Source organism: Micromonospora sp. B11E3 (assembly GCF_039871625.1).
Lineage (GTDB): Bacteria > Actinomycetota > Actinomycetes > Mycobacteriales > Micromonosporaceae > Micromonospora.
This window is the reverse complement of the sequence record NZ_JBDPMC010000002.1, coordinates 170,467-197,217: the sequence shown is the minus strand read 5'-3', so window position 1 is coordinate 197,217 and position 26,751 is coordinate 170,467. Positions and strand designations below refer to the sequence as shown.

Genomic DNA, 26,751 nt, shown 5'->3' with positions numbered 1-26,751 from the left:
GGCGCGGGCTGCCCTGGGCGCTGCTGGGCATGCTGGTCCTCGCCCAGATCTGCTACCCGCTCACCGCCGGCGCCACCCGGGCCCGGCTGACCGTGGCCACCGTGCTGCTGGGGTACGTGCTGTCGGTGGGCCACGCGCTGCTGGCCCGGGGCGTACGGCCGGCCGGGGCGCTGGTCGCGGTGGCCACCGGCGGCGGCTTCGCGATCGAGGCGCTCGGGGTGGCCACCGGCTTCCCGTTCGGCGGCTACGACTACTCCGGTGAGCTGGGACCGAAGCTCGCCGGGGTGCCGCTGGTCATCCCCCTGGCCTGGACGTGGATGGCCTGGCCGGCGTGGCTCGTCGCGGCCCGGCTCGCCCCGCCCGGGCCGCACCGGGTGGCGCTGGCCGCGGTCGGGCTGGCCGCCTGGGACCTCTTCCTCGACCCGCAGATGGTCGCCGAGGGCTACTGGGCCTGGCGGGACGCCACCCCGGCGCTGCCCGGGCTGCCCGGCGTCCCGGTCAGCAACTACCTGGGCTGGCTGCTGTTCGCGGTGCTGCTGGCGGCGGCGCTGCGCCCCCTCGCGGGGCCGACCGTCGACCGCGCCGACGGGCGGGACACTCCGATGTTCGCGCTCTACCTGTGGACGTACGCCTCCAGCGTGCTGGCCCACGCGGTCTTCCTCGACCTGCCCGCCTCGGCGGCCTGGGGCGCGGCCGGCATGGCCGTGGCCGCCGTGCCGCTGGCCCTGTCCCTGGGCCGCGGGCGGCAGCGGCGGCGCCCGGCCGACGCCACGGCATGACCGCGGCCCTGTTCCTGCTGGCGGCGGTCGCCGCGCTCACCGGCCACACCTGGGTCAACGCCACCCGGTGGCTGCGCCGGCCGGCCGCCGGCCCGGTCGAGGTCGCCGAGGCCGTCGCGGTGCTGCTGCCGCTGCGCGACGAGGCCGCCCGGGTCACCCCGTGCCTGCGGGCGCTGCTCGCCCAGCGGGGCGTGCCCCGGCTGCGGATCGTGGTGCTCGACGACGGCTCGACCGACGGCACCGCCGACGTGGTCCGCGCGGTGGCCGGCGACGACCCCCGGGTCACCCTGCTCACCGGGGCCGCCCCGCCACCGGGCTGGCTGGGCAAGCCGTACGCCTGCCACCAGCTCGCCGCCCGGGCCGACCCGGCGGCCACCGCGCTGGTGTTCGTCGACGCCGACGTGGTGCTCGCCCCGTACGCGGTGGCGGCGGCGGTGGCCGAGCTGCGCGCCGCGCGGGTGGCGCTGCTGTCGCCGTACCCCCGGATCGTGGTGGCGACGGCGGCCGAGCGGCTGGTGCAGCCGCTGCTGCAGTGGCTGTGGCTGACCTTCCTGCCGCTGCGGGCGATGGAGCGCTCGCGGCGGCCGTCGCTGGCCGCGGCGGGCGGGCAGTTCCTGGTGGCGGACCGGGCCGGCTACGCCGCCGCCGGCGGGCACGCGGCCGTGCGCGGGAGGATCCTGGAGGACGTCGAGCTGGCCCGGGCCGTCAAGCGCGCGGGCGGCCGGATCGCCCTGGCCGACGCCTCGCGGCTGGCCGCCTGCCGGATGTACGCGGACTGGCCGGCGCTGCGCGACGGCTACTCGAAGTCGCTGTGGGCGACCTTCGGCCACCCGGGCGCGGCGGCGGCCGTGGTGGCGCTGCTGCTCCTGCTGTACGCCGCTCCCCCGCTGCTGGCCACGGTAGCCCTGCTGGCCGGCGCCCCGGCGGTGGCCGCGACGGCGTGCGGCGGCTACCTGCTCGGGGTGGCCGGGCGGATCGTCGCCGCCCGGGCGACCGGCGGCCGGTGGTGGCCCGACGCGCTCGCCCACCCCGTGTCGGTCGCGGTCCTCGGCTGGCTGACCCTGCGGTCGTACCATCTGCGGAAGCGGCACCGCCTGTCCTGGCGGGGCCGTCCGGTCGGCTAGGGAGGGGCGGGCAATGGCGCGGATCGTGGTCGTCGGCGCCGGAGTGGGTGGCCTGGCCGCCGCCGCCCGGTTGGCCGCCACCGGGCACGAGGTGACCGTCTTCGAGCGGGCCGACACCGTCGGCGGCAAGCTCGGCCGGTACGAACGCGACACCCCCGCCGGGACGTTCCGGTTCGACACCGGGCCGAGCCTGCTCACCCTGCCCGAGGTCTTCCACGAGCTGTTCGAGGCCACCGGGGCGAAGCTCGACGAGTACCTCGACCTGGCGCCGCTGGACCCGATCGTCCGGCACGTCTTCCCCGGCGGCGGCCCCGCCCTGGACTCCTGCGCCGACCCGGCCGAGTTCGCCGCCCGGATCGGCGCCGCGTTCGGCGACCGCGCGGCGGCGGACTGGCAGCGGCTGTGGCGCCGCGCCGCCCGGGTCTGGGACGCCTCCCACTCCGACGTGCTGCGCCGCCCCGTCGGCTCCCCGCTGGACCTGGCCACGCTGGCCTGGCGGCTGGGCGACCTGGCCGCGATCGCCCCCGGCCGGACGCTGCGCGGGCTGGGCCGCCGGCACCTGTCCGACCCCCGACTGCGGATGCTGCTGGACCGGTACGCCACGTACACCGGCGCCGACCCGCGCCGCGCCCCCGCCGCGCTGGTCGCCGTCCCGTACGCCGAGCTGACCTTCGGCGGCTGGTACCTGCGCGGCGGGCTGGGCACCCTCGCCGACGCGTTGCTGACCCGCTGCCTCGACCTGGGCGTGGTCGTGCGGACCGGCGCCGAGGTGACGCGGATCGACGCCGCGGGCGGCCGGGTCCACGGGGTACGCCTCGCCAGCGCCGCCGCGCCCGTCCCCGCCGACGTGGTGGTGGCCAACGCGGACGCGCTGACCGTCTACCGGGACCTGCTGCCCAGCCCGCGCCGGCTGGCCGCGCTCACCGACCGCAGCCTCGCCGGCTTCGTGCTGCTGCTCGGCGTGTCCGGCGACTCCGGGCTGGCCCACCACAACGTGTTCTTCCCGCGCGGCACCGACGCCGAGTTCGACGCGGTCTTCGGCGACCCGGGGCGCGGGGTGCGGGCCCGCCCGGCGGCCGACCCGACCGTGTTCGTCACCGTCGCCGACGACCCGGCGGTCCGCCCCGACGGGCACGAGGCGTGGTTCGTACTGGTCAACGCCGCCCGCCACGGCACCGCCGCCGGGGCGGTGGACTGGCGCCGGCCGGGGCTGACCGAGGCGTACGCCGACCGGATCCTCGACGTGCTCGCCGAGCGGGGCGTGGACGTGCGGGACCGGTTGCTGTTCCGCGAGGTCCGTACGCCGGCCGACCTGCACGCCGACGCCGGCGCGCCCGGCGGGGCGATCCACGGCACCGCGGGCGGTCTGCTCCGCCCCGCCAACCGGGGGCCGGCGGCGGGGCTGTGGCTGGTCGGCGGGTCCACGCACCCGGGCGGCGGCCTGCCGATGGTCGCCCTGTCGGCCCAGATCGTCGCCGACGAGATCGGCCCGGCCTGGGAGTAAGGGCAGTCAGGCCCCGGGCTGTCGGGCGCGTCTGGCGGCGGCGCGTTGGCGGCGGGGCCAGCCGACGGCGGCGCGTTGGCGGCGGGGTCAGCCGGCGGCGAGCAGGGCGCGGCGGACGGCGGAGAGGAGCTGCCCCAGGCCGAAGCCGGCCAGCAGCACCCACACGGCGGTGGCCATGGTGATGGTGCCGGCGGCCAGGTCCGGGGCGATCAGCCCGGTCAGCCCCGCCAGCAGCAGCCCGACCAGGGCCACGCAGACCCGGGTCGGGCGCTCCCCCACGGTCACCGCCCCGATCTCCCGCATCCCCGCCGACACCGCCCGGGCCCGGACGTACTCGTGCAGCCAGGACAGCCCGCCCGCGGCGGCGACCAGCGCGCCCGGCGCGCCCACCAGCCAGAACGCGACCAGCCAGGCGGCCTCGCCGAGCCGGTCCGCCAGGGAGTCGTAGACGTAGCCGAGCCGCGTGGTGCGATTGGTGGCCACCGCCAACGCGCCGTCGACGCTGTCGGCCACCGCGGCGACCAGCACGAACAGCGCCGCGATCACCGGCCCGTTACCCGGCCGCACGGCGAACAGCGGCACGCAGAGGCAGAGCAGCACGCCCGCCACGGTGACCGCCGTGGGGGTGACCCGCAGCCGGCCCAGCACGTACCCGACGTGGTAGGCGAAGCGCAGCCAGGCGCGCACCACGGGGGCCGCCGCCCGGGGATCGAAGCCCCCGTGCAGCCGCGCCCACACCGCCGCGTACTGGTCCCAGTTCAGCTGAGTGCCCACCACGGATCAACCGTCGCACCGGCCCGCAGGTGTCGCGCCCGGGGGTCACACCCGCGCGCCGACCTCCAGCTGCTGCCAGACCTCCCGCGTCGCGGTGGACCGGTTGAGGGTGATGAAGTGGATCCCGGGCACGCCCTCGTCCAGCAGCCGTCGGCACATCTGGGCGGCCTGCTCGATGCCGAGCCGGCGGACGGCCTCCGGGTCGTCGGCGACCGCCTCGAACCGCGCGGCCAGGGCCGGCGGGAAGGGCGCCCCGGACAGCTGCACGGACCGCTCGATGGTGCCCAGCTGCGTCACCGGCATGACGCCGGCCAGGATCGGGGTGTCGCAGCCGGCGGCCGCCACCCGGTCCCGCAGCCGCAGGTAGTCGTCGGCGTCGAAGAACATCTGGGTGATCGCGAAGTCGGCCCCTGCCCGGCACTTGCGGACGAAGTGCGCCGTGTCGCTGGCCACGTCGGGCGAGCGCGGGTGCTTGTACGGGAAGGCGGCCACCCCGACGCTGAAGTCACCGGCCTCGCGGACCAGCCGCACCAACTCGTCGGCGTGGAGCACGCCCTCGGGATGGCGGACCCACTCCCCGCCCGGGTCGCCCGGGGGGTCGCCGCGCACCGCCAGCACGTTGCGCACCCCGACGCCGGCCAGCCGGCCGATGACGTTGCGCAGCTCGGCGACGGAGTGGTTGACCGCGGTGAGGTGCGCCATGGGCAGCAGCGTCGTCTCGGTGGCGACCCGCTCGGTCACCGCGACCGTGGTGTCCCGGGTCGACCCGCCGGCGCCGTAGGTGATCGAGACGAACGACGGGCGCAGCGACTCCAGCTCGCGGATCGACTGCCAGAGCAGCCGCTCGCCCTGGGGCGTCTTCGGGGGGAAGAACTCGAACGAGAAGGTCGGCTGGCGGTCGCGCACCAGCTCCCCGATCGCGGGCTGCGAGTTGGGGAGGACCGAGGGAAGACCGAGCGCCACGGAAGAACTCTAGCGGCCGGCGGGCCCCATACCCAGAACCTTCCCACCTGTCGCGACCGCCTCTCCACCGCCCCCACGGTTGGTCGTGGATTCCCATAGGTCGCCCAACCTTCGGGTTGAAGTTCAGGTCAGGTCGATCATGTAGTCCAGACTCACCCTGTCGGCCGGAATGGTGATCTCGGCTACCTCCACCACCCGATCTCCGACGAACGTCTGCCGGGTGATGACCACAACGGGAACGCCGCCGGGCACATGCAGAGTCGCCACCTCGTCGGGTATCGGCATCCGTGCCCGCACCTGCTCGCGCACGCCGGTGATGGTGTAGCCGAGCGAGTGAAGCTGCGAGGTGTTACCTCCGGGCCAGGGCTCGTTGGCAGGGTCGGCCACCGGCGTGCCGGCAACCATGTCCAACAGCAGGTAGGAGCTGGACATCTGCTGCGGCGCGCCGTGTGTACGGAAGACGAACCGCCGCTCCAGCAGCATCGTGCCTGGCGTGACGCGAAACAACTCGGCCAGGGCGTCCGCGGCCGCAGTTTCCCTGAACTCCTTGTCGAGGCTGAAGGCGCTCCACGCCACCTGCTGATCGGTCGTGAACGACGTACTCAGCTCACCGCTGCGGACCTGCTCAAGCTCCGCCCGGTACCGGTCCGAGCCAAGCCGCCGTACGGGCATCACCGGACGGACGTAGCTGCCCCTTCCCTTCTCGGAGGCGATCAGGCCCTCTGCCCGCAGCAGTGCCAGGGCTTCGCGCACAGTGCCCCTGGCGACAGAGAACTCAGTCATCAGCGTCGATTCGCTGGGCAGCAGGGAACCAGCTGGAATCACGCCGGACATGATCCGACGACGTAGCTCTTCCGCAACCCGCCTGTAGCGGGCTGCTCCCGAGTGCGGGGTAGGCACGCCCGCCACGCTACTCCCGATCTTCCTGAGGCTCCTGATTCCTGCGCGACTACGCGCGCCTGTCTGGACAGGTTGAATAGACAGGTACTACCGTAGCAGTGCGTCCGCGACCTCTGCCGCAGGACCGACCTCTGATGACCCGGGCCGGGCTGTGGCGGTCAAGTCAGGCGATGAAGTGCCTCAACCCACGACCGGAGCGCTACCGATGATCTCAGAACTAGCAGATTTGCCGGTGATTCCAGTCGATGAGGTTCCCGTCGCCCTGGTCTTGAAAAACGGCCCCGAACTGGTCGGATGGGCGTTCGTATTCCCGGACGGCTCCGCCTGGATCGTAAAGGCTGACGCGCGTAGCGTGATCCACTCGGGCAGCGTCAGAACCCTGGTGAACTTCTGGTCGCAAGTGTTCGACTGCGAGGTAGGCATCCCGCAGACAAAATAGCACTGAACAGAAATAGCTGTTTGCCCTCCCGATGCGAGCGAATGGCTATTTCTGCTCGTCGGGTACGGTGCACCGGCTGGGGCGGCGCGACGGCCGGAATGTCGTACCCCGGGGGTAGACAGGTGTCAGCGCGGGTGGGGCCGGCCGGTCCCCGGGGGCACGCGCGGGGGTCAGCACCGACCGGCGGCGCACCGGTCCGCCCGTCGGGCGTGCGGCGCCGCCACCGCCCCGATCCCGTCGGAGGACCGATGACCCCGTCCCCGCCCCCCGGCCCGCAGCCGCTCGGGCCGTTGCTGGCCCGGCTCCGGCTGGCGCTCGGCTGGAGTCAGCAGCGCCTCGCCGCGCGGCTGTGCGCCGCCGCCGGCGTGCCCACCCTCACCCGGCACGAGATATCCCGCTGGGAGCGGCAGCTCCGGGTGCCCGGCGACTTCTGGCTGGGCTGGCTGGCCGTCGTCCTCGACGTGCCGGTGGGGCTGCTGTCCGGGGCCGCCGCGCACAGCCGCCCGGAGCCCCCGCGGGTCGTCCGCCCCGGCTCGCGCTCCCGCTCGGCGCTGCTCGCCCTGGCCCGGCGCTGGCTGACCGATCCGCGCGGACCGCTGCTGATCGTCCCGCCGCCGGCCGCACAGCCCACGGGTCTACACCCGCCCGGCGGGGCGGCCGACCCGCCCGGGGGCGTACCGACGGTGGCGGAGCTGCGCCGGCTCGACGACCTGGCCGGGGGCGCCGACCTGGCCGGGTACGGGGCGTACCGGCTCGGGCGGGCGGTGCGGGAGCTGTCCGGGGCCGGCCCGGCCGCCCGCCGCCGGCTGCTGCCGGTGCTGGCCGAGTCGGCCCAGCTGGCCGGCTGGCTCGCCGCCGACGCCGGCCACCCGGCGGGCGGCCTCGACGCGTACCGGCTGGGGCTGCGGGCCGCGGCGGCGGCCGGCGACCCGGCGTTCGGCGGGCACGTCCTCGGCGCGGCGAGCCACCTGCTGGCCTGCGCCGGCGACCCGTACGGCGCCCTGGTGCTGGCCCGGACCGGCTACGCCGGCGCCCGGCGGTCGGCCAGCCCCGGACTGCGGGCGCTGCTGCTGCACCGGGTGGCGCTGGCGGCGGCCCTCGACGGCCGCGCCGAGGCGGCCGGGCGGGCGCTGGCCGCGGCCGACCGGGTCGCCGAGGCCGTCGAGCCGGCCCGGGAGCCGCCCTGGCTGTACTGGCTCGACGGGCCGGAGCTGGCCGCGATGACCGGGCGGACACTGGTCGCGCTGGGCCGGCCCCGACCGGCCGAGCCCCTGCTGGCCGCCGCCCGCCGGCCCGGCCGGCCGCGCGGCGCCGCGCTCTACGGCGGCTGGCTGGCCCGCGGCCACCTCCAACTCGGGAACGTGGAGCAGGCCTGCGCGGTGGCCGAGGCCGCGCTGCTGGACGCGATCCGCGCCGGCTCGCCCCGGGCCGCCGGCCAGCTCGCCGAGGTGCGCCGCCGGCTGGCCCGGCACGCCGGCGAGCCCGCGGTACGCCGGCACGCCGCCCTGGCCGCCGCCGCGGCCCGGTACCTGCCCCGCCCCGCCGGAACGCCCCGCCCGACGCGTCCCGCCCGCCCCCGGACGACCCGCCGATCACCGCCCGCGGCCACCCGCTGACCAGCGGTCGCGCTCCGGTCCCCTCGGGCGGCGGGGCGGCGGCGCGCCAGGGACCGCTGGTGCCGCTCCCACAGGCGATTCGCTAGCGTCGTGGCGTGACCCACGCTGCTCCCGTATCCCCCGTCGACCGTGCCGGCCTCCGGCAGCGGGTCGACAAGGCCCTCACCGACTTCCTGGCCGGCCAGCGAACCTGGATGGCGGACGTCGACGACGCGCTGGTGCCCGTGGCGGAGGCCATCGAGGCGTTCGTGCTGCGGGGCGGCAAGCGGCTGCGGCCGGCCTTCGCGTACTGGGGATACCGGGGCGCGGGCGGGATCGACTCGGACCAGGTGGTCAGCGCCCTCGCCGCGCTGGAGTTCGTGCAGGCCAGCGCGCTGATGCACGACGACCTGATGGACCGCTCGGACACCCGGCGGGGCGAGCCGGCGGTACACCGGCGGTTCGCCGCCCGGCACCGGGGGGCCGGCTGGTGCGGTGACGCCGACGGGTTCGGGGACGCGGCGGCGATCCTGCTCGGCGACCTCTGCCTGGTCTGGTCCGACGAGCTGCTGCACTCGACCGGGCTGGACCCGCGCACCGTGGCGCGGGCCCGGCCGGTCTTCGACGAGATGCGCACCGAGGTCACCGTCGGGCAGTACCTCGACGTGCTCACCCAGGTCACCGGCGACACCTCGGTCGAGCGCGCCGGCAAGGTGGCCCGCTACAAGTCGGCCAAGTACACCGTCGAGCGCCCGCTGCTGCTCGGCGCGGCGCTGGCCGACGCGCCCCTGGAGATCCGGGCCGCCTACTCGGCGTACGGGCTGCCGCTGGGCGAGGCGTTCCAGCTACGGGACGACGTGCTGGGGGTGTTCGGCGACCCGGCCCAGACCGGCAAGCCGGCCGGGGACGACCTGCGCGAGGGGAAGCGGACGTACCTGGTCGCGGCGGCCGTGGAGGCGAGCGACGACGCGGGCCGGGAACTGCTGCTGGGGCGGCTCGGCGACCAGGGGCTGGACGAGGACGGGGTGACCCGGCTGCGGGAGCTGATCGCCTCGACCGGGGCGCTGGCCCGTACCGAGGAGCGGATCGCCACGCTGACCGACACGGCGCTGGCCGCCCTGGCCGCCGTGGACCTGGAGACCGAGGCCCGCCAGGCCCTGGTCGACCTCGCCATCGCCGCCACCCGCCGCACGGACTGACCCACCAGGCCCACCCCACCGGGCGCCCCCACCCCACCTCACCGGCTGCCTTTCCGCTCTGCACTTCCCGCTCTGCTTCCCCGCTCTGCCGCGGTGATCATGGGGTTAGCGGTGCCCGCCACGGCGTGTCGCACCGCCAACTCCATGATCACCGCGGCCTGGCGGGGGCGCGGGTGAGGCCGGCGGGGCGGGCGCGCGGGTGGGTGGAGTGGGCGGGTGGAGGGGGGGTGGAGCGGGTGGGGTGGGTGTCAGAAGCCGAGGGCCTGGGCGCGGCGCTTGACCTCGCGGGCCTGGTCGCCGCCGAGTGCGGCGGCCGGGGTGCCCGGCAGGGTGTCGTCCGGCTCGTAGAGCCAGCGCAGCGCGGCCTCGTCGTCGTAGCCGGCGTCGGCGAGCAGGTTGAGCACGCCGGGCAGGTGCTTGAGCACGGTGCGGTTGGCCACCAGGTCGGCGGGAACCCGGCGGACGCCGTCGCGCCGGACGGCGAGCAGCTCGCGGTCCCGGATCATCTGGTGGACCTTGCTGATCGACAGTTCGAGGCGCTCGGCGACGTCCGGCAGGGTCAGCCAACCGGCAGGGTCGGCCGGACCGGGCAGCGTGGCGCCGGAGGCGGCCGGGGAGGGTGGCTCGGCGCCGGAGGCGGCCGGGGAGGGTGGCTCGGCGCCGGAGGCGGCCTGGGAGGGTGGCTCGGCGCCGGAGGCGGCCTGGGAGGGTGGCTCGGCGCCGGAGGCGGCCTGGGAGGGTGGCTCGGCGCCGGAGGCGGCCTGGGAGGGTGGCTCGGCGCCGGAGGCGGCCTGATCGGGTACGGATTCGGTCACCCGATCACCCTGCCACGCCGCCGACGGGGACGGCGAGCGCACCCCCGGCGGTGAGCACCGGCGCGGTGTCCCCGCTCGCCCCGTACGCCCGCCCGGCGGCGCCCCCGTCCCGGCTCGGCGTCGGCACGCCGGGACCCCGGCGGAGCGCGGTGTCAGGGCTGCCGGAGCCTCGCCTGTAGCATCCTGTTCAACCCTCACCCTACCGACACATAGACTGCCTGCCGATGGACACACAGGTCGCCGACACGTTGCTGGGCTCGCTGATCGACGGGCGCTACCGCATTCGCGGTCGCGTGGCCCGCGGCGGCATGGCGACCGTGTACACCGCCACCGACGAGCGCCTGGAGCGCACCGTCGCGGTCAAGATCATTCATCCGACCCAGGCGCCGGAGGCGCAGGCCCGGACGGCCGGGTTCCTGGAGCGGTTCACCGACGAGGCGAAGACGATCGCCCGGCTGACCCACCCGAACGTGGTGGCGGTCTACGACCAGGGCACGCACGCGGGCCTGCCGTACCTGGTGATGGAGTACGTGCGCGGCCGGACGCTGCGCGACGTGCTGACCGAGCGGCGCCGGCTGAACCCGGACGAGGCGCTGGCCATCGCCGAGCAGATGCTCGCCGCGATCGCCGCCGCGCACCGGTCCGGCCTGGTGCACCGGGACGTCAAGCCGGAGAACGTGCTGGTCGCCGAGGCGCCCACCGGCGGCGTCGCCAACCTGGTCGACAGCGTGGTCAAGGTGGCCGACTTCGGGCTGGCCCGGGCGGTGGAGGCGAGCGCGGAGGACGAGTCGGGCAACCAGCTCATGGCCACCGTGGCGTACGTCGCGCCGGAGCTGGTCACCGACGGGCACGCCGACCCGCGCAGCGACGTCTACTCGGCCGGCATCGTGCTGTTCGAGATGCTCACGGGCCGGGTCCCGTACGACGAGGGCCGGCCGGTGGACGTCGCCTGGCAGCACGTCGACCGGGACGTGCCGGCCCCCTCGACGCTGGTGCCCGGGCTGCCCCGGATGCTCGACGACCTCGTCGCCCGGGCCACCCGGCGCGACCCGGGCGCCCGGCCCACCGACGCCGGCGCCCTGCTGGCCGAGGTGCAGGTGGCCCGGGACGACCTGGGCAACCAGAACACCCACACCGCCGTGCTGCGCCCCGTGGCCGACGAGGTCGCCCCGATGGCGCAGCCGACCATGGTGGTCGCCGCGGTCCGCCCGGCCGAGCGGCCCGCCTGGGCCCGACTGCCCGAGCAGGGCCAGCAGCCGCACCGCCGCCGGGCCGGGCCGCAGGGCGGCGACCTCGTCGAACGGCTCGCCGCGCTGCGTACGCTGATCACGGCGGGCACGCGGGGCCGCATGGGCGTGATCGCCGCCGGGGTGGTCCTCGCCCTGGTCGTCGCGCTCACCGGCTGGTGGTTCGGGGTGGGCCGGTACACGGTCGCCCCGGAGCTGGTCACCCTGACCAAGGCTGAGGCGCAGGCGCAGGCCACCCGGGGCGGGTTCACCCTCCGGTACGCCGAGCCCCGCTACGACGAGAAGATCCCCCGCGACGGCGTGGTGGCGCAGGACCCGAAGCCCGCCGGCCGGATCCTCAAGGGCGGCGAGATCACCCTCACCCTCTCGCTCGGCCCCGAGCGGTTCCCGCTGCCCGACGTGGTCGGCAAGGAGTTCGCGCTGGCCGAGGCCGACCTGGTCGACCTCAAGCTGGTGGTGACCAAGGGCAGCCCGCGCTACGACGACAACCTGCCCGAGGGCGTGGTGGTGGACACCGACCCGAAGGTCGGGGCCGAGGTACGGCCGGGTACGAAGGTCACGGTCATCCTCAGCAAGGGCAAGGCCCCGATCACCGTGCCGAGCCTGGTCGGCAGGAACGTCAACGAGGCGCGGGCGATCCTGGGCCAACTCGGCCTGGTGCCGGTGGAGACGTACAAGGACTCCGACAAGCCGAAGGACGAGGTGCTCGCGCAGAGCCCGGCGGACGGGGCCGGCGTGGAGAAGGGCGCCCAGGTCAAGCTGGACGTCAGCAAGGGCCCGCCGCAGGTGGTCGTGCCCCGGGTGGTGGACCTGCCGTGCCCGCAGGCCAAGCAGCAGCTGGAGGCGCAGGGCTTCCCGGTGACCGTGCAGTTCAACCCCAACGGCATCGTCCGGTTCCAGAGCCCCGGGGAGAACACCTCGGTGCCGCCGGGCACCGCCGTCACCATCGGGTGCCTCTGACATGCCGGTTTCCGCACCGCAGCACCGGCCCGTCGGGTCGCACACCCCCACCTCGGGCGGGCTGGCGAAGGCCGCCCTGCCGTACGTCGACGCCGCCGCCTCCGAGGTGGTCCAGGTCTACGTCTCCAACTCGCGCGGCTGGGCGCTGCCGCCCGGCGACCCGGCGCAGGACCTGCTGTTCCGCGACGGCTGCGCCGAGCGCGGGGTGCCCGTGTTCATCCACGCGTCGCTGCTGGTGAACCTCGGCTCCCCCACTCCCGCCACGGTCGAGCGGTCGGCGCAGACGCTGGCGCACGCGCTGCGCCGGGGCGCGGCGATCGGCGCGCAGGGGGTGGTGTTCCACGCCGGCAGCGCCGTCGACGCCGGCCACGCCGAGGCGGCCATGCGGCAGGTACGCGAGGCCCTGCTGCCGCTGCTGGACAGCGCCGCCGCGACGGACGGCCCGATGCTGCTGGTGGAGCCGAGCGCGGGCGGCGGCCGGTCGCTGGCCTCCCGGGTGGAGCACCTCGGCCCGTACCTGGACGCCGTGGACCGCCACCCCGGGCTCGGGGTGTGCTTCGACACCTGCCACGCCTGGGCCGCCGGGCACGACCTCGCCGCCGAGGGCGGCATGACGGCCTGCCTGGACGCGCTGGTCGCCACCGTGGGCGAGGGCAGGCTGCGGCTGGTGCACGCCAACGACTCGAAGGACCTGTGCGGCTCGACCCGGGACCGGCACGAGAACATCGGCAAGGGCCTGATCGGCGAGCCCGCGTTCGCCGAGCTGATGGCCCACCCGGCCACGGCGGGCGTCCCGGTCGTCGTGGAGACGCCGACGGAGAAGCACGAGGGTCACGCCGAGGACATCGCGACCCTCCGTCGCCTGCGCCCCTGACCCCGCCACCCACGCGCCCCACCCCCGGCCGGCCTGACCCGCTCGGACTCACCGGCTCGCCCGGGCTCACCGGCTCGCCCCGGTGATCAACCCGGCTCGCCCCGGTGATCAAGAGAGTTGCGTCGTCGCGGCCGGCGGATCGTGACGCAAACCTCTTGGTCAACCGGCAGCTGGGGGCGGGCGGGGTCAGCCGCCAACGGGCGGGTGGGGTCAGCCGCGCAGGATGCGGGCCAGGGCGGTCGCCGCGCGGGCCACGGCCACGTCGTCGACGTCCATGTGCGTGACCAGGCGGGCGGTACGCGGGCCGAGCACCGAGATCAGCACGCCCTCCTCCCGCGCGGCGGCGGCCAGGGCACGTGCGTCCAGCGGGCACTTGGTCAGGTCCAGCGGCACCACGTTCGTGCGCACGACGGTGGCGAGCACCCCGTACGGGGCGACCGCCTCGGCCAGCCGGGCCGCCTTCGCGTGGTCCTCGGCGAGCCGCTCGACGTGGTGCGCGAGGGCGTACCGGCCGGCGGCGGCGAGGACACCGGCCTGGCGCATCCCGCCGCCCAACCGCTTGCGGATCATGCGCGCGCGGGCGATCTTCTCCGTGCTGCCCACCACGAGCGACCCGACCGGCGCGCCCAGGCCCTTGGACAGGCAGACCGACAGGGTGTCGAACAGCCGGCCGTACTCGGCCAGCGGCACCCCGTCGGCGACGTGCGCGTGCCAGATCCGGGCACCGTCGCAGTGCACCGCCAGCCCGGCGTCGTCGGCGACGCGCCGCAGCTCGCGGAGGGTGGACAGGGGGATCACCCCACCGCCGCCCCGGTTGTGGGTCTGCTCGACGGCGATCGCCCGGGTGGGCACCGCGAAGTAGCCGTCCGGGCGGATCATCGCGGCGACCACGTCGGGGTCGATGTCCGCGCCGACCGCCGGCCACGTCCGCGACGAGATGCCACCGTACGCCGCCGCCGCGCCGATCTCGTACGTGACGACGTGCGCGTCGGCGTCGCAGAGCAGCTCGTCGCCGGGCGGCACCACCAGCTGCAGGGCGATCTGGTTGGCCATCGAGCCGGTCGGGGCGAACAGCGCCGCCTCGTGCCCGAACAGCGCGGCGACCTCGGCCTCGAGGGCGTTGACCGTCGGGTCCTCGCCGTAGACGTCGTCGCCGACCTCGGCCGCGGCCATCGCCTCGCGCATCCCGGCCGTGGGCCGGGTCACGGTGTCCGAACGAAGATCGACGAAGTCAGCCACAGTTGTCCCTTCGGCCGCCGACTGCGGGGCTCGCAAGCTCACTCCTCGCGTCAGCCACAGTTGTCCCTTCGGCCGCCGACTGCGGGGCTCGCAAGCTCACTCCTCGCGTCAGCCACAGTTGTCCCTTCGGCCGCCGACTGCGGGGCTCGCAAGCTCACTCCTCGCGTCAGCCACGGAGCATCTCCGCCACCAGGAAAGCCAGCTCCAGGGACTGCTGGGTGTTCAGCCGCGGGTCGCAGGCGGTCTCGTACCGGTCGGGCAGGTCCAGGTCCGCGATGCCCTGGGCGCCGCCGAGGCACTCGGTGACGTCCTCGCCGGTCAGCTCGACGTGCAGGCCGCCCGGGTGGGTCTCCAGCGCGCGGTGCACCTCGAAGTAGCCGAGCACCTCGTCGACGATCCGGTCGAAGTGCCGGGTCTTGTAGCCGTTGGAGGACTCGTGGGTGTTGCCGTGCATCGGGTCGCACTGCCAGACCACCTTCGCCCCGGCGGCGGCGACCTTGGCCACGATGGGCGGCAGGGCGTCGCGGACGCGGTGGTTGCCCATCCGGCTGATCAGGGTGAGCCGGCCGGGGACGTTGTCCGGGTTGAGCTTCTCGCACAGCTCGATCGCCTCGTCCGGCGTGGTGGTCGGGCCGAGCTTCACGCCGATCGGGTTGGCGATCCGGGAGATGTAGTCGATGTGGGCCCCGTCGATCTGCCGGGTCCGCTCGCCGATCCAGAGGAAGTGCCCGGACAGCCCGTACGCGCGGTTGGCGGAGACCCGGGTGAGCGCCCGGTCGTACTCCAGGGCGAGGGCCTCGTGGGAGCAGTAGAGGGTGACGGTGCGCAGCGCCTCGTCCTGGGTCATGCCGCAGGCCCGGATGAACGCCAGCGCCCGGTCGATCTCCCGGGCGATGGCCTCGTAGCGCTCGCCGGCCGGGGAGTTCTTGACGAATCCCTTGTTCCAGTCGTGCACGGCGTGCAGGTCGGCGAGCCCGCCGGCCAGGTACGCCCGGAGCATGTTCATCGCGGCGGCCGAGTTGGCGTACGCGCGGATCATGCGCTGCGGGTCGGCGACCCGGGCCTCCGGCGTGGCCTCCAGCGAATTGATCAGGTCGCCGCGGTAGGCCGGCAGCCCGCGCGCGTCGGTCGGCAGCGACCGGGGCTTGGTGTACTGCCCGGCCACCCGGGCGACCTTGACCACCGGCAGGGACGCGCCGTACGTCAGCACGATGGCCATCTGGAGCAGGGTGCGGGCGTTGGCGAGCAGGTGGCTCTCGGTGTTGTCGGCGAAGGTCTCCGCGCAGTCGCCGCCCTGGAGCAGGAACGCCTTGCCCTCGCAGACCAGCGCGAGCCGCTCGCGGAGCTGGTCGACCTCGTAGGGGGCCACCACCGACGGCACGGTGTCGAGCACCTTGCAGACCTCGGCGACGACGGCCGGGTCCGGCCACGGCGGGGTCTGCGCGCGGGGCAGCTCCCGCCAGCGGTCCAGGCCGAGGGCGGCGTCCTCGGCGGAGTCGACGGTCGGCCGGCTGGTCTGCAGCGTGCGGCTGCCCACCGCCGGATGGCTCAGCTGGTGCCACTCTTGGCGCATGACAGAAAGCGTACGGCGACAGCGGACCGACCCGAGCGGCGAGGGGGACGGTTCCGGCAGTTGGGAGATACCTGGTGTGACCACGGCCACGGGCAGGCCGCCCCGCGTCAGGGGGTGACCGACGGCTCCGGGGTGGGGGTGTGGCCGCCCGGCGCCTCCGCGGAGACGCACCAGTCGGCGCCGCTGCGGGTGACGGTGAACAGCAGTGGTCGGGTTGCCTCGCGCGAGCCGGCGGTGACGGTGATCGAGGTGCTGACCTCCTGCCCCCGCTGCCCGGGGCGGACGTCGGTGATCGTGGCGCCCGACACGGCGAAGTGGTCGGCGAAGTCGCCGTTCGGACCGGTGGCGGCGGCGTCGAACGCCTCCTGCAGCGGGGCGCAGAGCTGGCTCCGCCCCGCGGCGACGTCCTTCGCGATCATCGCGTCGAGGTACGCCTGCACCCGCTCCCGGGACTTCGCGGCGGCCTCCTCGGCGGGCGCCCGTCCCGGCGGGATCTCCTCCTCGCCGCCGCCGACGATCCCGCAGCCGAACAGGGCGAACGGCAGGATCGCGAGCGTCGCGGCGAGCGCCGTCCTGGAGTGCGTCACGCCCATCGGTCCCTCCCCTCGACTCCGGCAGCATCACGTGCCGATCCGCGAGTCTGTCACATCGCCCCGGCCGGGCCGCGCACCCGGGCCGGCCGTGCGCCGCGCGGGTCGGGCGGGCGCCAACAGGGCCCTCCTCGCACGAGGATGCGGGGAGGGACCACACCCTGGTCCCTCCCCGCGCCCCGAGGACTCAGCCGAGGCCGCCCCTGATGGCGCCGATCAGCTCGCCGTTGCTCGTGTCACCGGAGAGTTCCCAGACGAACGCGCCGCCGAGGCCCTGGTTCTTCGCGTACGTCATCTTGCCGCCGATGGTGGCGGGGGTGTCGTAGCCCCACCAGTTGCTGCCGCACTTGGCGTACGCGGTGCCGCCGACCGTGCCGGTGGCCGGGCAGGTGTTCTTGAGCACCTTGTAGTCCTCGAACCCGGCCTCGTAGGTGCCTGGGGCCGGGCCAGTGGCGGTGCCGCCCGGGGTGCTCTGGGTCACGCCGGTCCAGCCCCGGCCGTAGAAGCCGATGCCGAGCAGCAGCTTGCTCGCCGGGATGCCCTTGCCCTTGAGCTTCTGGATCGCCGCGTCCGCCCAGAAGCCCTGCTGCGGGATGCCGGCGTACGAGGTGAGCGGCGAGTGCGGGGCGGTCGGGCCCTGCGGGTTGAAGGCGCCGAAGTAGTCGTACGCCATGACCATGAACCAGTTCAGGTTCGCCGCGGCGCCCGCGTAGTCGGTGGCGTCGATCTTGCCGCCGCTGCTGCCGTCGGCGGTGATCGCCGCGGTGACCAGCGCCGAGGAGCCGAACCGGGAGCGCAGCGCGCTGACCACGTTCTTGAACGCGTTCGGGCCGCTGCTGTCGCACTGCAGGCCGCACGCGTTGGGGTACTCCCAGTCGATGTCGATGCCGTCGAAGACGTCCGCCCAGCGCGGGTCCTCGACCAGCCGGTAGCAGCTGTCGGCGAACGCGGCCGGGTTCTGCGCGGCCTGGGTGAAGCCGCTGGACCAGGTCCAGCCGCCGAAGGACCAGACGACCTTCAGGTGCGGGTACATCCGCTTGAGCTTGCGCAGCTGGTTGAAGCTGCCGCGCAGCGGCTGGTCCCAGGTGTCCGCGACGCCGTCGACGCTGTCCGCCGCCGTGTACGCCTTCTCGTAGTCCGCGTAGCTGTCACCGATGGCGCACCGGCCGCCCGTGGTGTTGCCGAAGGCGTACATGATGTGGGTCAGCTTGGCCGCCGAGCCGCTGGTGTGGATGTTCTTGACGTGGTAGTTGCGGGCGTAGACGCCCCACTCGGCGAAGTAGCCGACGACCTTCTTGTCGCCGCTGGGCGGCGGGCTCGTGGGGGGCGGGGTGGTCGTGGGCGGCGGGGTCGTGGTGGGCGGCGGGGTGCCGCCGCCGCACGGCGCGCCGTTGATCGTGCAGTTCAGCGGCGCCTTGTACGCCCCGGTGCCGTTGTAGCCCCAGCTGAACGTCGCCCCGGGGGCGAGCGGGCCGGCCCAGCTCTTCTTGACGGCGACGTAGTGGTTGCCGCTGCTGGTGACGTCGGCGTCCCAGAAACTGCCGATGGTGGTGCCGGACGGCAGGTCGAACTCGATGCGCCAGGTGTCGACGCTGGCGCTGGAGCCGTTGGTGACGGTCACCCGCGTCTCGTGGCCGGTCCCCCAGTCCTGCACCTTGGTGAACGCGGCGGTCACACTTCCGGCGCCGAACGCCGAGGCCATCGGGACCGCCGCGACGGTCACGGCGACCACGGCGCCGGCCCAGAGGGCCCGGCGGAGCGATCTCTTCATGTGGCACCTCCCCCAATAGTTAGGAAACTTTCCAAAAGGATTGCTGAGACGCTACTCACGTCGTCACCACTTCGTCAAGATGTACATACGTCGATCTTTGTGAACGCTCGGATCCGACCGCCGGCCGGCACCGGTGGGTAGCCTCGGCCCATGACCGTCTTCGACATCGAGATCGACGCCCTGACCGGTGGTCCGGCGGACCTCGGCGCGTACCGGGGCAGGGCGCTGCTGGTGGTGAACGTGGCCTCCCGGTGCGTCCTCACCCGGCAGTACGCCGGCCTCCAGGCCCTGCACGACGCGTACTCCGACCGGGGCCTGGTGGTGCTCGGCGTGCCGTGCAACCAGTTCGCCGGCCAGGAGCCGGGCACCCCCGCCGAGATCGGCGAGTTCTGCCAGGTCAACTACGGCGTGACCTTCCCGCTGACGGAGAAGGTCGACGTCAACGGCCCGAACCGGCACCCGCTCTACGCGGAGCTGGTGTCCACCCCGGACGCCGAGGGCCACACCGGCAACGTGCGGTGGAACTTCGAGAAGTTCCTGGTCGCCCCGGACGGCACGGTGGCGGCCCGGTTCGCCCCGCCCGTACCGCCGGAGGACCCGGACCTGCGCGCGGCGGTCGAGAAGGCCCTGCCGGCCTGAGTTAGGCGGCGCGGCCCCGGCGGTCGAGAAGGCCCTGCCGGCCTGAGTTAGGCGGCGCGGCCCCGGCGGTCACCGGCGCGAGGCCGGCCCGGTCAGCCCGCGACGGAGCGGAAGACCGGGTAGTACCCGCCGGCCTGGCCGGCCGCGGTCGGGTGGTACGAGATGCCGATGTTCAGGTAGTTCAGGGCGTGCAGCCACTTCTCGCCGTAGCTGCACAGCTGGTGGCCGACGAAGATCGACCGGACGTCGGCGAACTTGAAGCCGGCCGAGGTGGCGGCGGTCCGGATGATGTCGTCCACCAGGTTGATGCCCTCGTTGATCTTCGCGCGGGAGGTGGCGCTGAGCCCGACACAGAAGGTGCCGAGCTGGTAGAAGACCGGGTAGCCGACGACCACCACGCGCGCCGACGGTGCGCGGGTCTTGATTCCGTTGTAGACGTTGGCCAGCTTGCCGGGCAGCTCGGCCCGGGCCTTGTTCTCCGCGGCCTGCACCGCGGCGACGCACTCGGTCTCGCCGTACAGGACGCAGGTGGTCATGATGTTGGCGAAGCCGACGTCGTTGCCGCCGATGGTGATGCTGACCAGCGTGGTGGTCGAGGACAGCGCGGAGAGCTGGTTGTTGATCACGTCCGTGGTGGTCGCGCCGGAGCAGGCGACCGAGCGGTACGAGGCGGGCCTGATGTTGGTGTTGTACAGCGCTGGGTACGCGTTGTTGCTGCGCTGGCAGGCGCCGCTCTCGGAGGTGTAGTTGTCGGCGCCGACGCCGGAGGCGTACGAGTCGCCGAGCGCGACGTAGCGGTCGGTGGCGGCCGCCTGGGCGGGGACGGCCAGCGCGAACGTGGCGCCGACGGAGGCCGCGAGGCTCACGGCGAGGGTAACGAGACGGGATTTCCGCACGTCGCACTCCTGGGGTGGGAAGTGTTGGTGCGAGATAGATATCACTATATGCGTCCCCCATGGAAGATCACCGATATTCGGTAGGGGCGGATACGGGCGTATCGGCGCCTATCCGTCCAGAGTCACGAAAGGCGAACGGCGCCCGAGGGAGGGTGTGGTGACGGGACACTGTGGAGCTGCCCCGGATGCGCGCCCACGTGCCGACGGAGCTCGCCACGTACGACGGGACGGCGGCTGTGCGCCAGTGCGCCGACCTGCTTCCGGTCGCCGTCCCGGCGGTAGCACGGGGAGCGCAGGCCGTGGTGGCCCTTCAGGGTGTCGCTCGTTAGGTTCGGCGTGTGACACCGGTCGAGATGGTCGCCGCCGCGTTGGAGGTCGCCGAGGCGGGGCTGGTGGCTGGAGAACTCCCCATCGGCGCCGTCGTCGTCCTCGGAGAGGAGATCGTCGGCCGAGCGTTCACCCAGGAGAAGTCGCGGGGCCGCCGACTGGTGCACGCCGACCTGTTGGCGATGACAGCGGCGGACGAGGCGCTGGGCTGGGGTCGACGACAAGGGCGCCTGCGGTTGGCGGTGAACCTGGAGCCCTGCGTGATGTGCCTCGGGGCGGCGATGACCCTGGGCGTGAGCGAGGTCTACTACGCGTTGGAATCACCCGGCGACGGCGGCGCGGGGATCGCAGCGCACTGGCGGCCGGGTGCCGACGCGCCCTGGCTCGCCGCTCCGCAGGTGGTCGGCGGCATCCTTCGAGACCGGAGTCGGGAACTGTTCCGCCGGTACTGTCTGACCGCTGCCGAGTCCGGGATGCGGCGCTGGGCGCAGAGCCTGGCGGACGCGGCTCCTCACGACGCCTCGTCCTCGCCGAGCTGATCCAGGGCGGCACGAACACGTACGCTGAGCTCCTCGAGCTCCTTCTGCGAGTACCGCAGGACGCCGTTCTCGGCCATGAGAGCGTGATACTGCTGCCGTTCGTACGGCACCCCGGGTGGCAGCGGCGCGACGTGCCAGTGCACATGGGCATTGCCCCGCATGCTGCCCAGCGAGAGCAGATAGGTGCGTTCGGGCTGGAGCGCCTCGGCGACGGCTCGGGCGATCCTGTGTACCACGGCCTGCATGGCCAGGTACTCGGTCGGCGTCAGGTCGCCCACCACGTCCTCCACATGCCGCCGCGGTGCGACGAGCGCGTACCCGGGCAGCGTGGGATAGCGGTTGAGGAACGCGACGTGGGCGCCATCGTCGTACAACAACACGTGCTCGTAACCTGGTTCGCCCGCCAGGAAGGCGCAGACGAAGCACGGCCCGTCGCGCACGCGCCGCGCATAGCCGACGAGGTCCATCGGCGCGGGATCGTCGAGATCGCTCACTGAGGCGACGATAGTCCCCGCGGCCCGCGCCGGGAGGGCCGCTCGCGGCCGGGACCGGAGTCAGTCGGCCGGTGGGAGGGTCAGGCGCATCGTCGGGCCGGAGGTGGCCACGAAGCCGAGCAACCGGTACAGCGGCTCCCCCTCCGCCGACGCCCGCAGGTCGATCTTCCGCACCCCGCGCGCGGCGAACCACCCCAGCAGCGCCTCCAGGCACGCCCGCGAGTATCCCCGCCGCCGGTACCCCGCCTCGGTGACCACGTTGTAGACGTACCCGGTCAGGCCGGTGGGATTGGTCGGGCCGCCGAGCCGGCGGTCGATCGTCCCGACCGCGCAGGCGGCCAGTTCCCCCGGCCGGTCCGGCTTGTCGACGACGAAGACGCCCATCGCGTCCTGCGGCTCGGCCAGCCGCTCGCGCAGCGTCCGCCGGGCGGCGTCCTGCCACGGCCCCGGCTCGGGCTCGACCCCGTCCGTCGACCCCAGCATCACACCGCGCAGCCGGACGATCTCGGCCGCGTCCCCGACGACCGCGCGACGCACCTGGATCACGACCGCAGACGGTACCCGGCGCCGCCGCGTCCCGGGAAACGGGATGTGAGCTCTACCGGAGGCGCCGAGCCCTCTTCACACCCGGCGGCGGCCGGCGAAGCCGCAGTCGGCCCGGTGGTACCAGCTCACGTCGGCGTCCCCCTCCAGCCAGCACCACAGCACCGGACGGCCGTCGCGCTCGCCGGGGAGGTCGAGCAGCACCGGGGCGAGGCCCTTGATCTGGATGTCGTGCTCGCGCAGCTCCTCGACGACCGCGTGCAGCCGCGCCTCCAGGCCCTTGCCCTCGGCCAGGCCGCCGAGCGGGCTCGGTCGCCCGCCGGCCAGGTCTGCGCGCAGCTCGGTCAGGTCGGCCCGGAGCCGGATCAGCTCGTCGATGCGCGGGTGCAGGGTGGCCACGAGGTGACGGGCCTGGGCGAGCGTGAACACCGCGCCAGTATGGGCCACCCGGCGGGAACGCGACGCCCCCGCGCCGGGACGCCACAACTTCGCGGAAGTTGCGCCCTCCCGGCGGCGGCACGCCACAACATCCGCGAAGGTGTACGCATCCCTGACCGCGCGACACGGCAACGTGCGACGCGGAGTCGCCGCGTACGCCGGATCAGCCGGACTGGGCGGCCAGCTCGCGGGCGCGGTCGCGCGCGGCCTCCAGCGCGGCGAGCATGGCGGCGCGGACGCCGTGGTTCTCCAGCTCCCGCACCGCGGAGATGGTGGTGCCGGCCGGCGAGGTGACCGCCTCGCGCAGCTTGACCGGATGCTCGCCGGAGTCGCGCAGCATGACCGCCGAGCCGATCGCGGTCTGCACGATCAGCTCGTGAGCCACCTGGCGGGGCAGACCGAGCAGGATCCCCGCGTCGATCATGGCCTCGACCAGCAGGTAGAAGTACGCCGGCCCGGACCCGGAGAGGGCGGTCACCGCGTCCTGCTGGGACTCGGGGACCCGGATCGTGGCGCCGAGCGGCTTGAACATCTCCTCGGCGAGCGCCAGGTGCGCCCCGGTCGCGTGGACGCCGGCCGAGATGGCGCTCATCGCCTCGTCGACCAGGGCCGGGGTGTTGGTCATCACCCGGACCACCGGGGTGCCCGCCGGCAGCCGGCGGCTGAAGAAGGTGGTCGGCAGGCCGGCACAGAGCGAGATCACGAGCTTGTCGGCCGGCACCTTGGGACCGATCTCGTCCAGCAACCCGGCCGCGTCCTGGGGCTTGACCGAGATGGCGAGCACCTCCGCCTCGTCCACCGCGGCGAGGTTGTCCACCACCCGTACGCCGTACCGGGCGGCCAGCTCCTCGGCGCGGCTGGGCCGCCGCGCGGTGGCGAGCAGCCGCTCCGCCGGCCAGCCGGAGCGGAGCAGCCCGGAGAGCACCAGCTCGCCGATCTTGCCGGCCCCGATCACCGCGACCGTGTGGACTGCGGGTGACATTTCCGCCGTACCCCTTCCGGGTTCGGGCGCGGCGCGGCGGACCGCTCGGGGCCGCCTCGCCGCCGCCGTCGGTCAGCTGCCGAAGAAGACCTCGGCCTCGGCGTACCGCTCCAGCGGCACGGTCTTCAGCTCGCGGGTCGCCTCGGCCAGCGGAACCCGGACGATGTCCGTGCTCTGCATGGCGACCATCTTGCCCCAGTCGCCCTCGTGCGCCGCGTCGATGGCGTGCAGGCCGAGGCGGGTGGCGAGCACCCGGTCGAAGGCGGTCGGGGTGCCGCCGCGCTGGATGTGGCCCAGCACGACCGTCCGCGCCTCCTTGCCGGTCTTCGCCTCCAGCTGCTCGGCCAGCCACTGGCCGATGCCGCCGAGGCGGACGTGGCCGAACGCGTCCAGCTCCTGGTTGTGCAGCACCATCTGGCCGTCCAGCGGCTGGGCGCCCTCGGCGACCACGACGATCGGGGCGTACTGGTGCTGGAAGCGCTTCTCGACGTAGCCGGCGACCTGGTCGACGTCGAACTGCCGCTCCGGCAGCAGGATGACGTTGGCGCCGCCGGCCAGGCCGGCGTGCAGGGCGATCCAGCCGGCGTGCCGGCCCATCACCTCAACGACCAGGGTGCGGTGGTGGCTCTCCGCGGTGGTGTGCAGCCGGTCGATCGCCTCCATGGCGATGTTCACGGCGGTGTCGAAGCCGAACGTGTAGTCGGTCGCGCCGAGATCGTTGTCGATCGTCTTCGGCACGCCGATGACGTGGACGCCCAGCTCGTGCAGCTTGGTGGCGACGCCGAGGGTGTCCTCGCCGCCGATCGCGATCAGCGCGTCCACGCCCTGCGCGGCGAGATTGTCCTTGATCCGCTCGACACCGTTCTCGATCTTGAACGGGTTGGTCCGGGAGGAGCCGAGGATCGTGCCGCCCCGCGGCAGGATGCCCCGCACCTCGGCGATACCCAGAGGCTTGGACAGGCCCTCCAGCGGACCCTTCCAGCCGTCCTGGAATCCCACGAACTCGTGGCCGTAGCTGGCGACGCCCTTGCGGACCACCGCCCGGATTACCGCATTCAGACCCGGGCAGTCGCCGCCGCCGGTGAGCACGCCGATACGCATGATCTGCTCGACCTCCTGAGCATCAGGTAAAGCCCGATTTGCCCCAGGATATTGTCAGATCAGACCATCGGCGTCGTTGCCGGCCCGGGGCGGGCCGTCAGTGCGCACTGTAGCCGCCGCGCCGGCACGCCGCCCGCGCGCCCCGGGCGGTCGCCCACTGCTCAGAATCCCGCCTCGCGGTTCTCCCCGGGCCTCGGCCGCCGCTGGAGGACCGGCCCCGCGTCCGGGTCGAGCAGGTCCACCCGGGGGCCGTCCGGCGCCGCCCAGAACGCGACGGAGGAGACGCCGTCGAACTCCGTCCCCTGCAGCGCCATCGGCCGGCCGGTCAGCCGCCCGTCGAGCCCGAAGGTGACCAGCACGCAGGTCCGGGCGGCGCGGACCAGCTCGGTGACCCGGCGCCGGGCGTCGGCGGCGCGGGCCCGCTCACTGCTCATCGGGATACCCCTCGATCGGCTGGACGTCGATCCGGTGCCCGGGAGGGATCGGGTCAAACCTCCCGACGGCGGGCCGACGTCAGCGGGCGGTCATCGCGCGCCAGCGGGCGAGGTTGTGCCGGGCGTCGACCAGGGCGTCGTGCCGGGCCGCCGCGGCCTGCGGCAGCCTCGGCCGGCCCCGGTCGTCCCAGAGTTGCCGCAGCTCCTTGGTGAACCGCGGGATCTCCCGGGGCAGCGCCGGCATCGCCCCCCACAGCTGGGCCAGCACGACATGGTCGTACGCCGCGTACCAGGCCCACAGCTCCAGCTCCTCGTCCGGCCGACCGCGGATCGGCTCGACCAGGAACTCGTAGAGGTCGTCGCGGATGCGCTCCCGCGACCGCCAGGACCGGTCGGCCGGCGAGGGGAGCTTGTCCAGGACGTTGCGCCGCACCCAGGGCACGGCGCGGGAGTCGTCGAACTCCGTGGACACGGCGTAGAACTCGCGCCCGTTCTCGTCGACGACGCCGATCGACACGAGGTCGACCGTGCGTCCGTCCTCGACGAACTCGCAGTCGTAGAAGTAGCGGTAGACCATCACCCGCCATCCTCGCCCACCGGGGCCACCCACCGTCGGCCGGGGCCTCGCCGCGCGCCGGCCGACGCCCTCCGCCGCAGGTCGCGACTGTCACGGAAGTGTCTCCAGGGGTGTACAGCACGCCACCGGGCAGTCATGATCTGATGTGTACCGCTACCGGACGCCGAGCCGGTTCAGAACCTCGTACCGGGGGCTGTCAGGTTCACCCGGCTGCGAGTTGTGATCCTTGACCGGGGAGGGGTTGGGCCGTGGAGGTTCGCCTGCCGGAGCCTGGTGACGCGCTCACGGGCGTCGAGATGTTCGCCGGACTCGAGCCGGAGGTGCGCCAGCGGGAGATCGCGGCGGCGGTGCCGCGCACGTACCGCAAGGGCCAACTGCTCTTCGTCGAGAACGACCCGGGCGAGTCGCTCATCGTGCTGCGCCGGGGTGCGGTGGCCGTGTTCCGCACGGCCCCGACCGGGGAGCGGGCGGTGCTGACGGTGATCCGACCGCCGGACGTGCTCGGCGAGGTCTCCCTCCTGGACGCCTCCACCCGCTCGGCGTCGGCCGAGGCGATCGAGGACTGCGCCGCGCTCGCGCTGTCCCGCCCCGCCTTCATGGAGCTGGTGCACTCCAACCCGCGCATCCTCGACGCCGTGATGCGGTCGCTCGGCGGCCTGATCCGCCGGCTGACGGAGCAGAACGCCGACCACGTCTTCCTGGACCTGCCCGGTCGGGTCGCCAAGACGCTGGTCCGGCTGGCCGGCGAGAGCCAGGCGCCGATGATCACCATCGAGCTGAACCAGAGCCAGCTCGCGGAGATGGCCGGCGGTTCCCGGCAGAGCGTCAACCAGGCCATCGGGTCCTTCGCCAGCCGGGGCTGGCTGCGGACGGAGGGCCGCCGGATCGTGGTCACCGACGTGGCGGCGCTGCGCCGCCGCGCGGGCATGAACGACCGCTGACTCCCGCCTCCGACCCCCGCCCCGCCCCGCCCCGGGTCGGGTCGGGTCGGGTCGGGTCGGGCATGGACTTGGCGGTGACGACGGCGAGCGGAGTCGCCGTCAAGGTCATGATCGACGAAGCGGGGACGGCCGGGACGGGACGACGAACGGGGCCGGTGGGCGTACCCACCGGCCCCGTTCGTCGTCCAGCGACCGCTCAGTTGCCCGAGTCGTCCGCCGGCGGCGCGCCCGGGCCGGGACCGATCTTCTTCGGGTCGGTCGTGTCCGTCGTCGTGGTGGTCGTGCTCGTGCCCTCGGCCGGGGCGGTGCCCTGGCCGTCCGGGGTCTCTACCATGCCTAGCTCCTCCAGTGAGGCGAGAGTGACGGCGTCGACGTCAACCGTGTCGCCCGGGGCCCACACGGTCCCCCGCTGGTCCGTCCACTCGGCGGACAGTCGTACGTGCACGGCACTCTCCTGACGATGCATTTCCTGAGTGGAAGGTTAGCCCTCGCCC

General features: G+C 74.1%; 28 protein-coding genes and 1 pseudogene. 11 read left to right on the top strand and 18 right to left on the bottom strand.

The genetic code is table 11. The annotated features are described in order from the left end of the window. Positions 1-29 precede the first annotated feature (29 nt). Genes ABGB16_RS02145 through crtI form a run of 3 tightly spaced genes read left to right on the top strand, consistent with a single transcriptional unit; the run spans position 30 to position 3,407 of the window. Positions 30-779 (top strand): carotenoid biosynthesis protein, encoded by a 750-nt coding sequence (locus ABGB16_RS02145; protein ID WP_347666259.1) that lies wholly within the window; start codon positions 30-32, stop codon positions 777-779. Next, positions 776-1,903 carry a glycosyltransferase family A protein gene (locus tag ABGB16_RS02140; protein ID WP_347666221.1) on the top strand — a complete coding sequence of 376 codons (1,128 nt, stop codon included), beginning with the start codon at positions 776-778 and terminating at the stop codon, positions 1,901-1,903. Before ABGB16_RS02145 ends, ABGB16_RS02140 begins: the two co-directional genes overlap by 4 nt. 13 nt (positions 1,904-1,916) lie before the next feature. Next, entirely contained in the window at positions 1,917-3,407 is a 1,491-nt protein-coding gene (crtI, locus tag ABGB16_RS02135) for a phytoene desaturase family protein (protein ID WP_347666220.1), read from the top strand. 87 nt (positions 3,408-3,494) lie between these two features. Here the strand turns inward: crtI and ABGB16_RS02130 are convergent, their stop codons facing one another. From ABGB16_RS02130 to ABGB16_RS02120, 3 genes are all read right to left on the bottom strand, one after another. Continuing rightward, positions 3,495-4,184, bottom strand: a complete 690-nt coding sequence (locus ABGB16_RS02130) for a CDP-alcohol phosphatidyltransferase family protein (RefSeq protein ID WP_347666219.1) — start codon at positions 4,182-4,184, stop codon at positions 3,495-3,497. Between the two features lie 42 nt (positions 4,185-4,226). After that, positions 4,227-5,144 (bottom strand): methylenetetrahydrofolate reductase [NAD(P)H], encoded by a 918-nt coding sequence (gene metF, locus ABGB16_RS02125; RefSeq protein ID WP_347666218.1) that lies wholly within the window; start codon positions 5,142-5,144, stop codon positions 4,227-4,229. Between the two features lie 123 nt (positions 5,145-5,267). Next, positions 5,268-6,044, bottom strand: coding sequence for a GntR family transcriptional regulator (locus ABGB16_RS02120; protein ID WP_347666217.1), 777 nt, complete (start codon positions 6,042-6,044; stop codon positions 5,268-5,270). A gap of 205 nt (positions 6,045-6,249) precedes the next feature. Here ABGB16_RS02120 and ABGB16_RS02115 point away from each other — a divergent pair, with 205 nt between their 5' ends. The 3 genes from ABGB16_RS02115 (at position 6,250) to ABGB16_RS02105 (ending at position 9,277) form a co-directional block, all read left to right on the top strand. After that, positions 6,250-6,483: a hypothetical protein gene (locus ABGB16_RS02115; RefSeq protein WP_347666216.1), complete on the top strand. Its 234-nt coding sequence runs from the start codon at positions 6,250-6,252 to the stop codon at positions 6,481-6,483. Between the two features lie 248 nt (positions 6,484-6,731). Beyond that, the gene (locus tag ABGB16_RS02110) at positions 6,732-8,099 is read left to right on the top strand and encodes a transcriptional regulator (RefSeq protein WP_347666215.1); all 1,368 of its coding nucleotides are present in this window, start codon (positions 6,732-6,734) and stop codon (positions 8,097-8,099) included. 95 nt (positions 8,100-8,194) lie between these two features. Next, the gene (locus tag ABGB16_RS02105) at positions 8,195-9,277 is read left to right on the top strand and encodes a polyprenyl synthetase family protein (RefSeq protein WP_347666214.1); all 1,083 of its coding nucleotides are present in this window, start codon (positions 8,195-8,197) and stop codon (positions 9,275-9,277) included. A 248-nt stretch (positions 9,278-9,525) separates the two neighbouring features. On the opposite strand, the gene ABGB16_RS02100 is transcribed toward ABGB16_RS02105, so the two are convergent. Beyond that, positions 9,526-9,870, bottom strand: coding sequence for an Rv2175c family DNA-binding protein (locus tag ABGB16_RS02100; RefSeq protein WP_347666258.1), 345 nt, complete (start codon positions 9,868-9,870; stop codon positions 9,526-9,528). Positions 9,871-10,096: 226 nt separating this feature from the next. After that, entirely contained in the window at positions 10,097-10,219 is a 123-nt protein-coding gene (locus ABGB16_RS02095; RefSeq protein WP_347666213.1) for a hypothetical protein, read from the bottom strand. A 97-nt stretch (positions 10,220-10,316) separates the two neighbouring features. Between ABGB16_RS02095 and pknB the strand changes: the two genes are divergently transcribed. Together pknB and ABGB16_RS02085 are read left to right on the top strand one after the other, a co-directional pair. Next, entirely contained in the window at positions 10,317-12,299 is a 1,983-nt protein-coding gene (gene pknB, locus ABGB16_RS02090) for a Stk1 family PASTA domain-containing Ser/Thr kinase (RefSeq protein WP_347666212.1), read from the top strand. 1 nt (position 12,300) lies between these two features. Further along, positions 12,301-13,173 (top strand): deoxyribonuclease IV, encoded by an 873-nt coding sequence (locus ABGB16_RS02085; protein WP_347666211.1) that lies wholly within the window; start codon positions 12,301-12,303, stop codon positions 13,171-13,173. 210 nt (positions 13,174-13,383) lie between these two features. Here the strand turns inward: ABGB16_RS02085 and ABGB16_RS02080 are convergent. The 4 genes and pseudogenes from ABGB16_RS02080 to ABGB16_RS02065 form a co-directional block, all read right to left on the bottom strand. Then, a pseudogene (locus ABGB16_RS02080) lies at positions 13,384-14,470 on the bottom strand (GntG family PLP-dependent aldolase). A 108-nt stretch (positions 14,471-14,578) separates the two neighbouring features. Next, positions 14,579-15,985, bottom strand: a complete 1,407-nt coding sequence (locus ABGB16_RS02075; protein WP_347666210.1) for a 3-deoxy-7-phosphoheptulonate synthase class II — start codon at positions 15,983-15,985, stop codon at positions 14,579-14,581. 107 nt (positions 15,986-16,092) lie between these two features. Beyond that, a complete protein-coding gene (locus ABGB16_RS02070) occupies positions 16,093-16,578 on the bottom strand; it encodes a hypothetical protein (RefSeq protein ID WP_347666209.1) in 486 nt (161 codons plus the stop codon). A 184-nt stretch (positions 16,579-16,762) separates the two neighbouring features. Further along, on the bottom strand, positions 16,763-18,346 hold the full coding sequence (locus tag ABGB16_RS02065; RefSeq protein ID WP_347666208.1) for a glycosyl hydrolase family 18 protein: 1,584 nt from the start codon (positions 18,344-18,346) through the stop codon (positions 16,763-16,765). 150 nt (positions 18,347-18,496) lie between these two features. Here ABGB16_RS02065 and ABGB16_RS02060 point away from each other — a divergent pair, with 150 nt between their 5' ends. Then, a complete protein-coding gene (locus tag ABGB16_RS02060) occupies positions 18,497-18,985 on the top strand; it encodes a glutathione peroxidase (RefSeq protein WP_347666207.1) in 489 nt (162 codons plus the stop codon). A 92-nt stretch (positions 18,986-19,077) separates the two neighbouring features. Here the strand turns inward: ABGB16_RS02060 and ABGB16_RS02055 are convergent, their stop codons facing one another. Beyond that, positions 19,078-19,881 (bottom strand): SGNH/GDSL hydrolase family protein, encoded by an 804-nt coding sequence (locus tag ABGB16_RS02055; protein ID WP_347666206.1) that lies wholly within the window; start codon positions 19,879-19,881, stop codon positions 19,078-19,080. 338 nt (positions 19,882-20,219) lie between these two features. Between ABGB16_RS02055 and ABGB16_RS02050 the strand changes: the two genes are divergently transcribed. Next, complete coding sequence (locus tag ABGB16_RS02050) at positions 20,220-20,747, top strand: deaminase (RefSeq protein WP_347666205.1); 528 nt, start codon at positions 20,220-20,222, stop codon at positions 20,745-20,747. Here ABGB16_RS02050 and ABGB16_RS02045 read toward each other — a convergent pair. The 7 genes from ABGB16_RS02045 to ABGB16_RS02015 form a co-directional block, all read right to left on the bottom strand. Beyond that, positions 20,720-21,241, bottom strand: a complete 522-nt coding sequence (locus ABGB16_RS02045; protein WP_347666204.1) for an HIT family protein — start codon at positions 21,239-21,241, stop codon at positions 20,720-20,722. The genes ABGB16_RS02050 and ABGB16_RS02045 overlap by 28 nt on opposite strands. A 60-nt stretch (positions 21,242-21,301) precedes the next feature. After that, positions 21,302-21,787 (bottom strand): GNAT family N-acetyltransferase, encoded by a 486-nt coding sequence (locus ABGB16_RS02040; RefSeq protein ID WP_347666203.1) that lies wholly within the window; start codon positions 21,785-21,787, stop codon positions 21,302-21,304. 75 nt (positions 21,788-21,862) lie between these two features. Then, positions 21,863-22,213, bottom strand: coding sequence for a DUF2203 domain-containing protein (locus ABGB16_RS02035; protein ID WP_347666202.1), 351 nt, complete (start codon positions 22,211-22,213; stop codon positions 21,863-21,865). 172 nt (positions 22,214-22,385) lie between these two features. After that, the gene (proC, locus tag ABGB16_RS02030; RefSeq protein WP_347666201.1) at positions 22,386-23,204 is read right to left on the bottom strand and encodes a pyrroline-5-carboxylate reductase; all 819 of its coding nucleotides are present in this window, start codon (positions 23,202-23,204) and stop codon (positions 22,386-22,388) included. A 72-nt stretch (positions 23,205-23,276) separates the two neighbouring features. Beyond that, positions 23,277-24,305, bottom strand: coding sequence for a 6-phosphofructokinase (locus ABGB16_RS02025; RefSeq protein ID WP_347666200.1), 1,029 nt, complete (start codon positions 24,303-24,305; stop codon positions 23,277-23,279). A gap of 161 nt (positions 24,306-24,466) precedes the next feature. Beyond that, positions 24,467-24,739 (bottom strand): hypothetical protein, encoded by a 273-nt coding sequence (locus ABGB16_RS02020; RefSeq protein WP_347666199.1) that lies wholly within the window; start codon positions 24,737-24,739, stop codon positions 24,467-24,469. Between the two features lie 79 nt (positions 24,740-24,818). Continuing rightward, positions 24,819-25,316, bottom strand: coding sequence for a polyadenylate-specific 3'-exoribonuclease AS (locus ABGB16_RS02015; protein WP_347666257.1), 498 nt, complete (start codon positions 25,314-25,316; stop codon positions 24,819-24,821). 248 nt (positions 25,317-25,564) lie between these two features. On the opposite strand from ABGB16_RS02015, the gene ABGB16_RS02010 reads away from it, so the two are divergent. Next, positions 25,565-26,257, top strand: coding sequence for a Crp/Fnr family transcriptional regulator (locus ABGB16_RS02010; protein WP_347666198.1), 693 nt, complete (start codon positions 25,565-25,567; stop codon positions 26,255-26,257). 196 nt (positions 26,258-26,453) lie between these two features. Here the strand turns inward: ABGB16_RS02010 and ABGB16_RS02005 are convergent, their stop codons facing one another. After that, positions 26,454-26,591 (bottom strand): hypothetical protein, encoded by a 138-nt coding sequence (locus tag ABGB16_RS02005; protein WP_347666197.1) that lies wholly within the window; start codon positions 26,589-26,591, stop codon positions 26,454-26,456. Positions 26,592-26,751 lie beyond the last annotated feature (160 nt).

What these genes read in the sequence shown, in the direction of transcription:
- ABGB16_RS02145 (WP_347666259.1), top strand. Translation starts at nt 30, where the DNA reads ATGCTGGTCCTCGCCCAGATCTGCTACCCGCTCACCGCCGGCGCCACC.
- ABGB16_RS02140 (WP_347666221.1), top strand. Translation starts at nt 776, where the DNA reads ATGACCGCGGCCCTGTTCCTGCTGGCGGCGGTCGCCGCGCTCACCGGC.
- crtI (WP_347666220.1), top strand. Translation starts at nt 1,917, where the DNA reads ATGGCGCGGATCGTGGTCGTCGGCGCCGGAGTGGGTGGCCTGGCCGCC.
- ABGB16_RS02115 (WP_347666216.1), top strand. Translation starts at nt 6,250, where the DNA reads ATGATCTCAGAACTAGCAGATTTGCCGGTGATTCCAGTCGATGAGGTT.
- ABGB16_RS02110 (WP_347666215.1), top strand. Translation starts at nt 6,732, where the DNA reads ATGACCCCGTCCCCGCCCCCCGGCCCGCAGCCGCTCGGGCCGTTGCTG.
- pknB (WP_347666212.1), top strand. Translation starts at nt 10,317, where the DNA reads ATGGACACACAGGTCGCCGACACGTTGCTGGGCTCGCTGATCGACGGG.
- ABGB16_RS02085 (WP_347666211.1), top strand. Translation starts at nt 12,301, where the DNA reads ATGCCGGTTTCCGCACCGCAGCACCGGCCCGTCGGGTCGCACACCCCC.
- ABGB16_RS02075 (WP_347666210.1), bottom strand. Translation starts at nt 15,985, where the DNA reads ATGCGCCAAGAGTGGCACCAGCTGAGCCATCCGGCGGTGGGCAGCCGC.
- ABGB16_RS02070 (WP_347666209.1), bottom strand. Translation starts at nt 16,578, where the DNA reads ATGGGCGTGACGCACTCCAGGACGGCGCTCGCCGCGACGCTCGCGATC.
- ABGB16_RS02065 (WP_347666208.1), bottom strand. Translation starts at nt 18,346, where the DNA reads ATGAAGAGATCGCTCCGCCGGGCCCTCTGGGCCGGCGCCGTGGTCGCC.
- ABGB16_RS02060 (WP_347666207.1), top strand. Translation starts at nt 18,497, where the DNA reads ATGACCGTCTTCGACATCGAGATCGACGCCCTGACCGGTGGTCCGGCG.
- proC (WP_347666201.1), bottom strand. Translation starts at nt 23,204, where the DNA reads ATGTCACCCGCAGTCCACACGGTCGCGGTGATCGGGGCCGGCAAGATC.
- ABGB16_RS02025 (WP_347666200.1), bottom strand. Translation starts at nt 24,305, where the DNA reads ATGCGTATCGGCGTGCTCACCGGCGGCGGCGACTGCCCGGGTCTGAAT.
- ABGB16_RS02020 (WP_347666199.1), bottom strand. Translation starts at nt 24,739, where the DNA reads ATGAGCAGTGAGCGGGCCCGCGCCGCCGACGCCCGGCGCCGGGTCACC.
- ABGB16_RS02015 (WP_347666257.1), bottom strand. Translation starts at nt 25,316, where the DNA reads ATGGTCTACCGCTACTTCTACGACTGCGAGTTCGTCGAGGACGGACGC.
- ABGB16_RS02005 (WP_347666197.1), bottom strand. Translation starts at nt 26,591, where the DNA reads ATGGTAGAGACCCCGGACGGCCAGGGCACCGCCCCGGCCGAGGGCACG.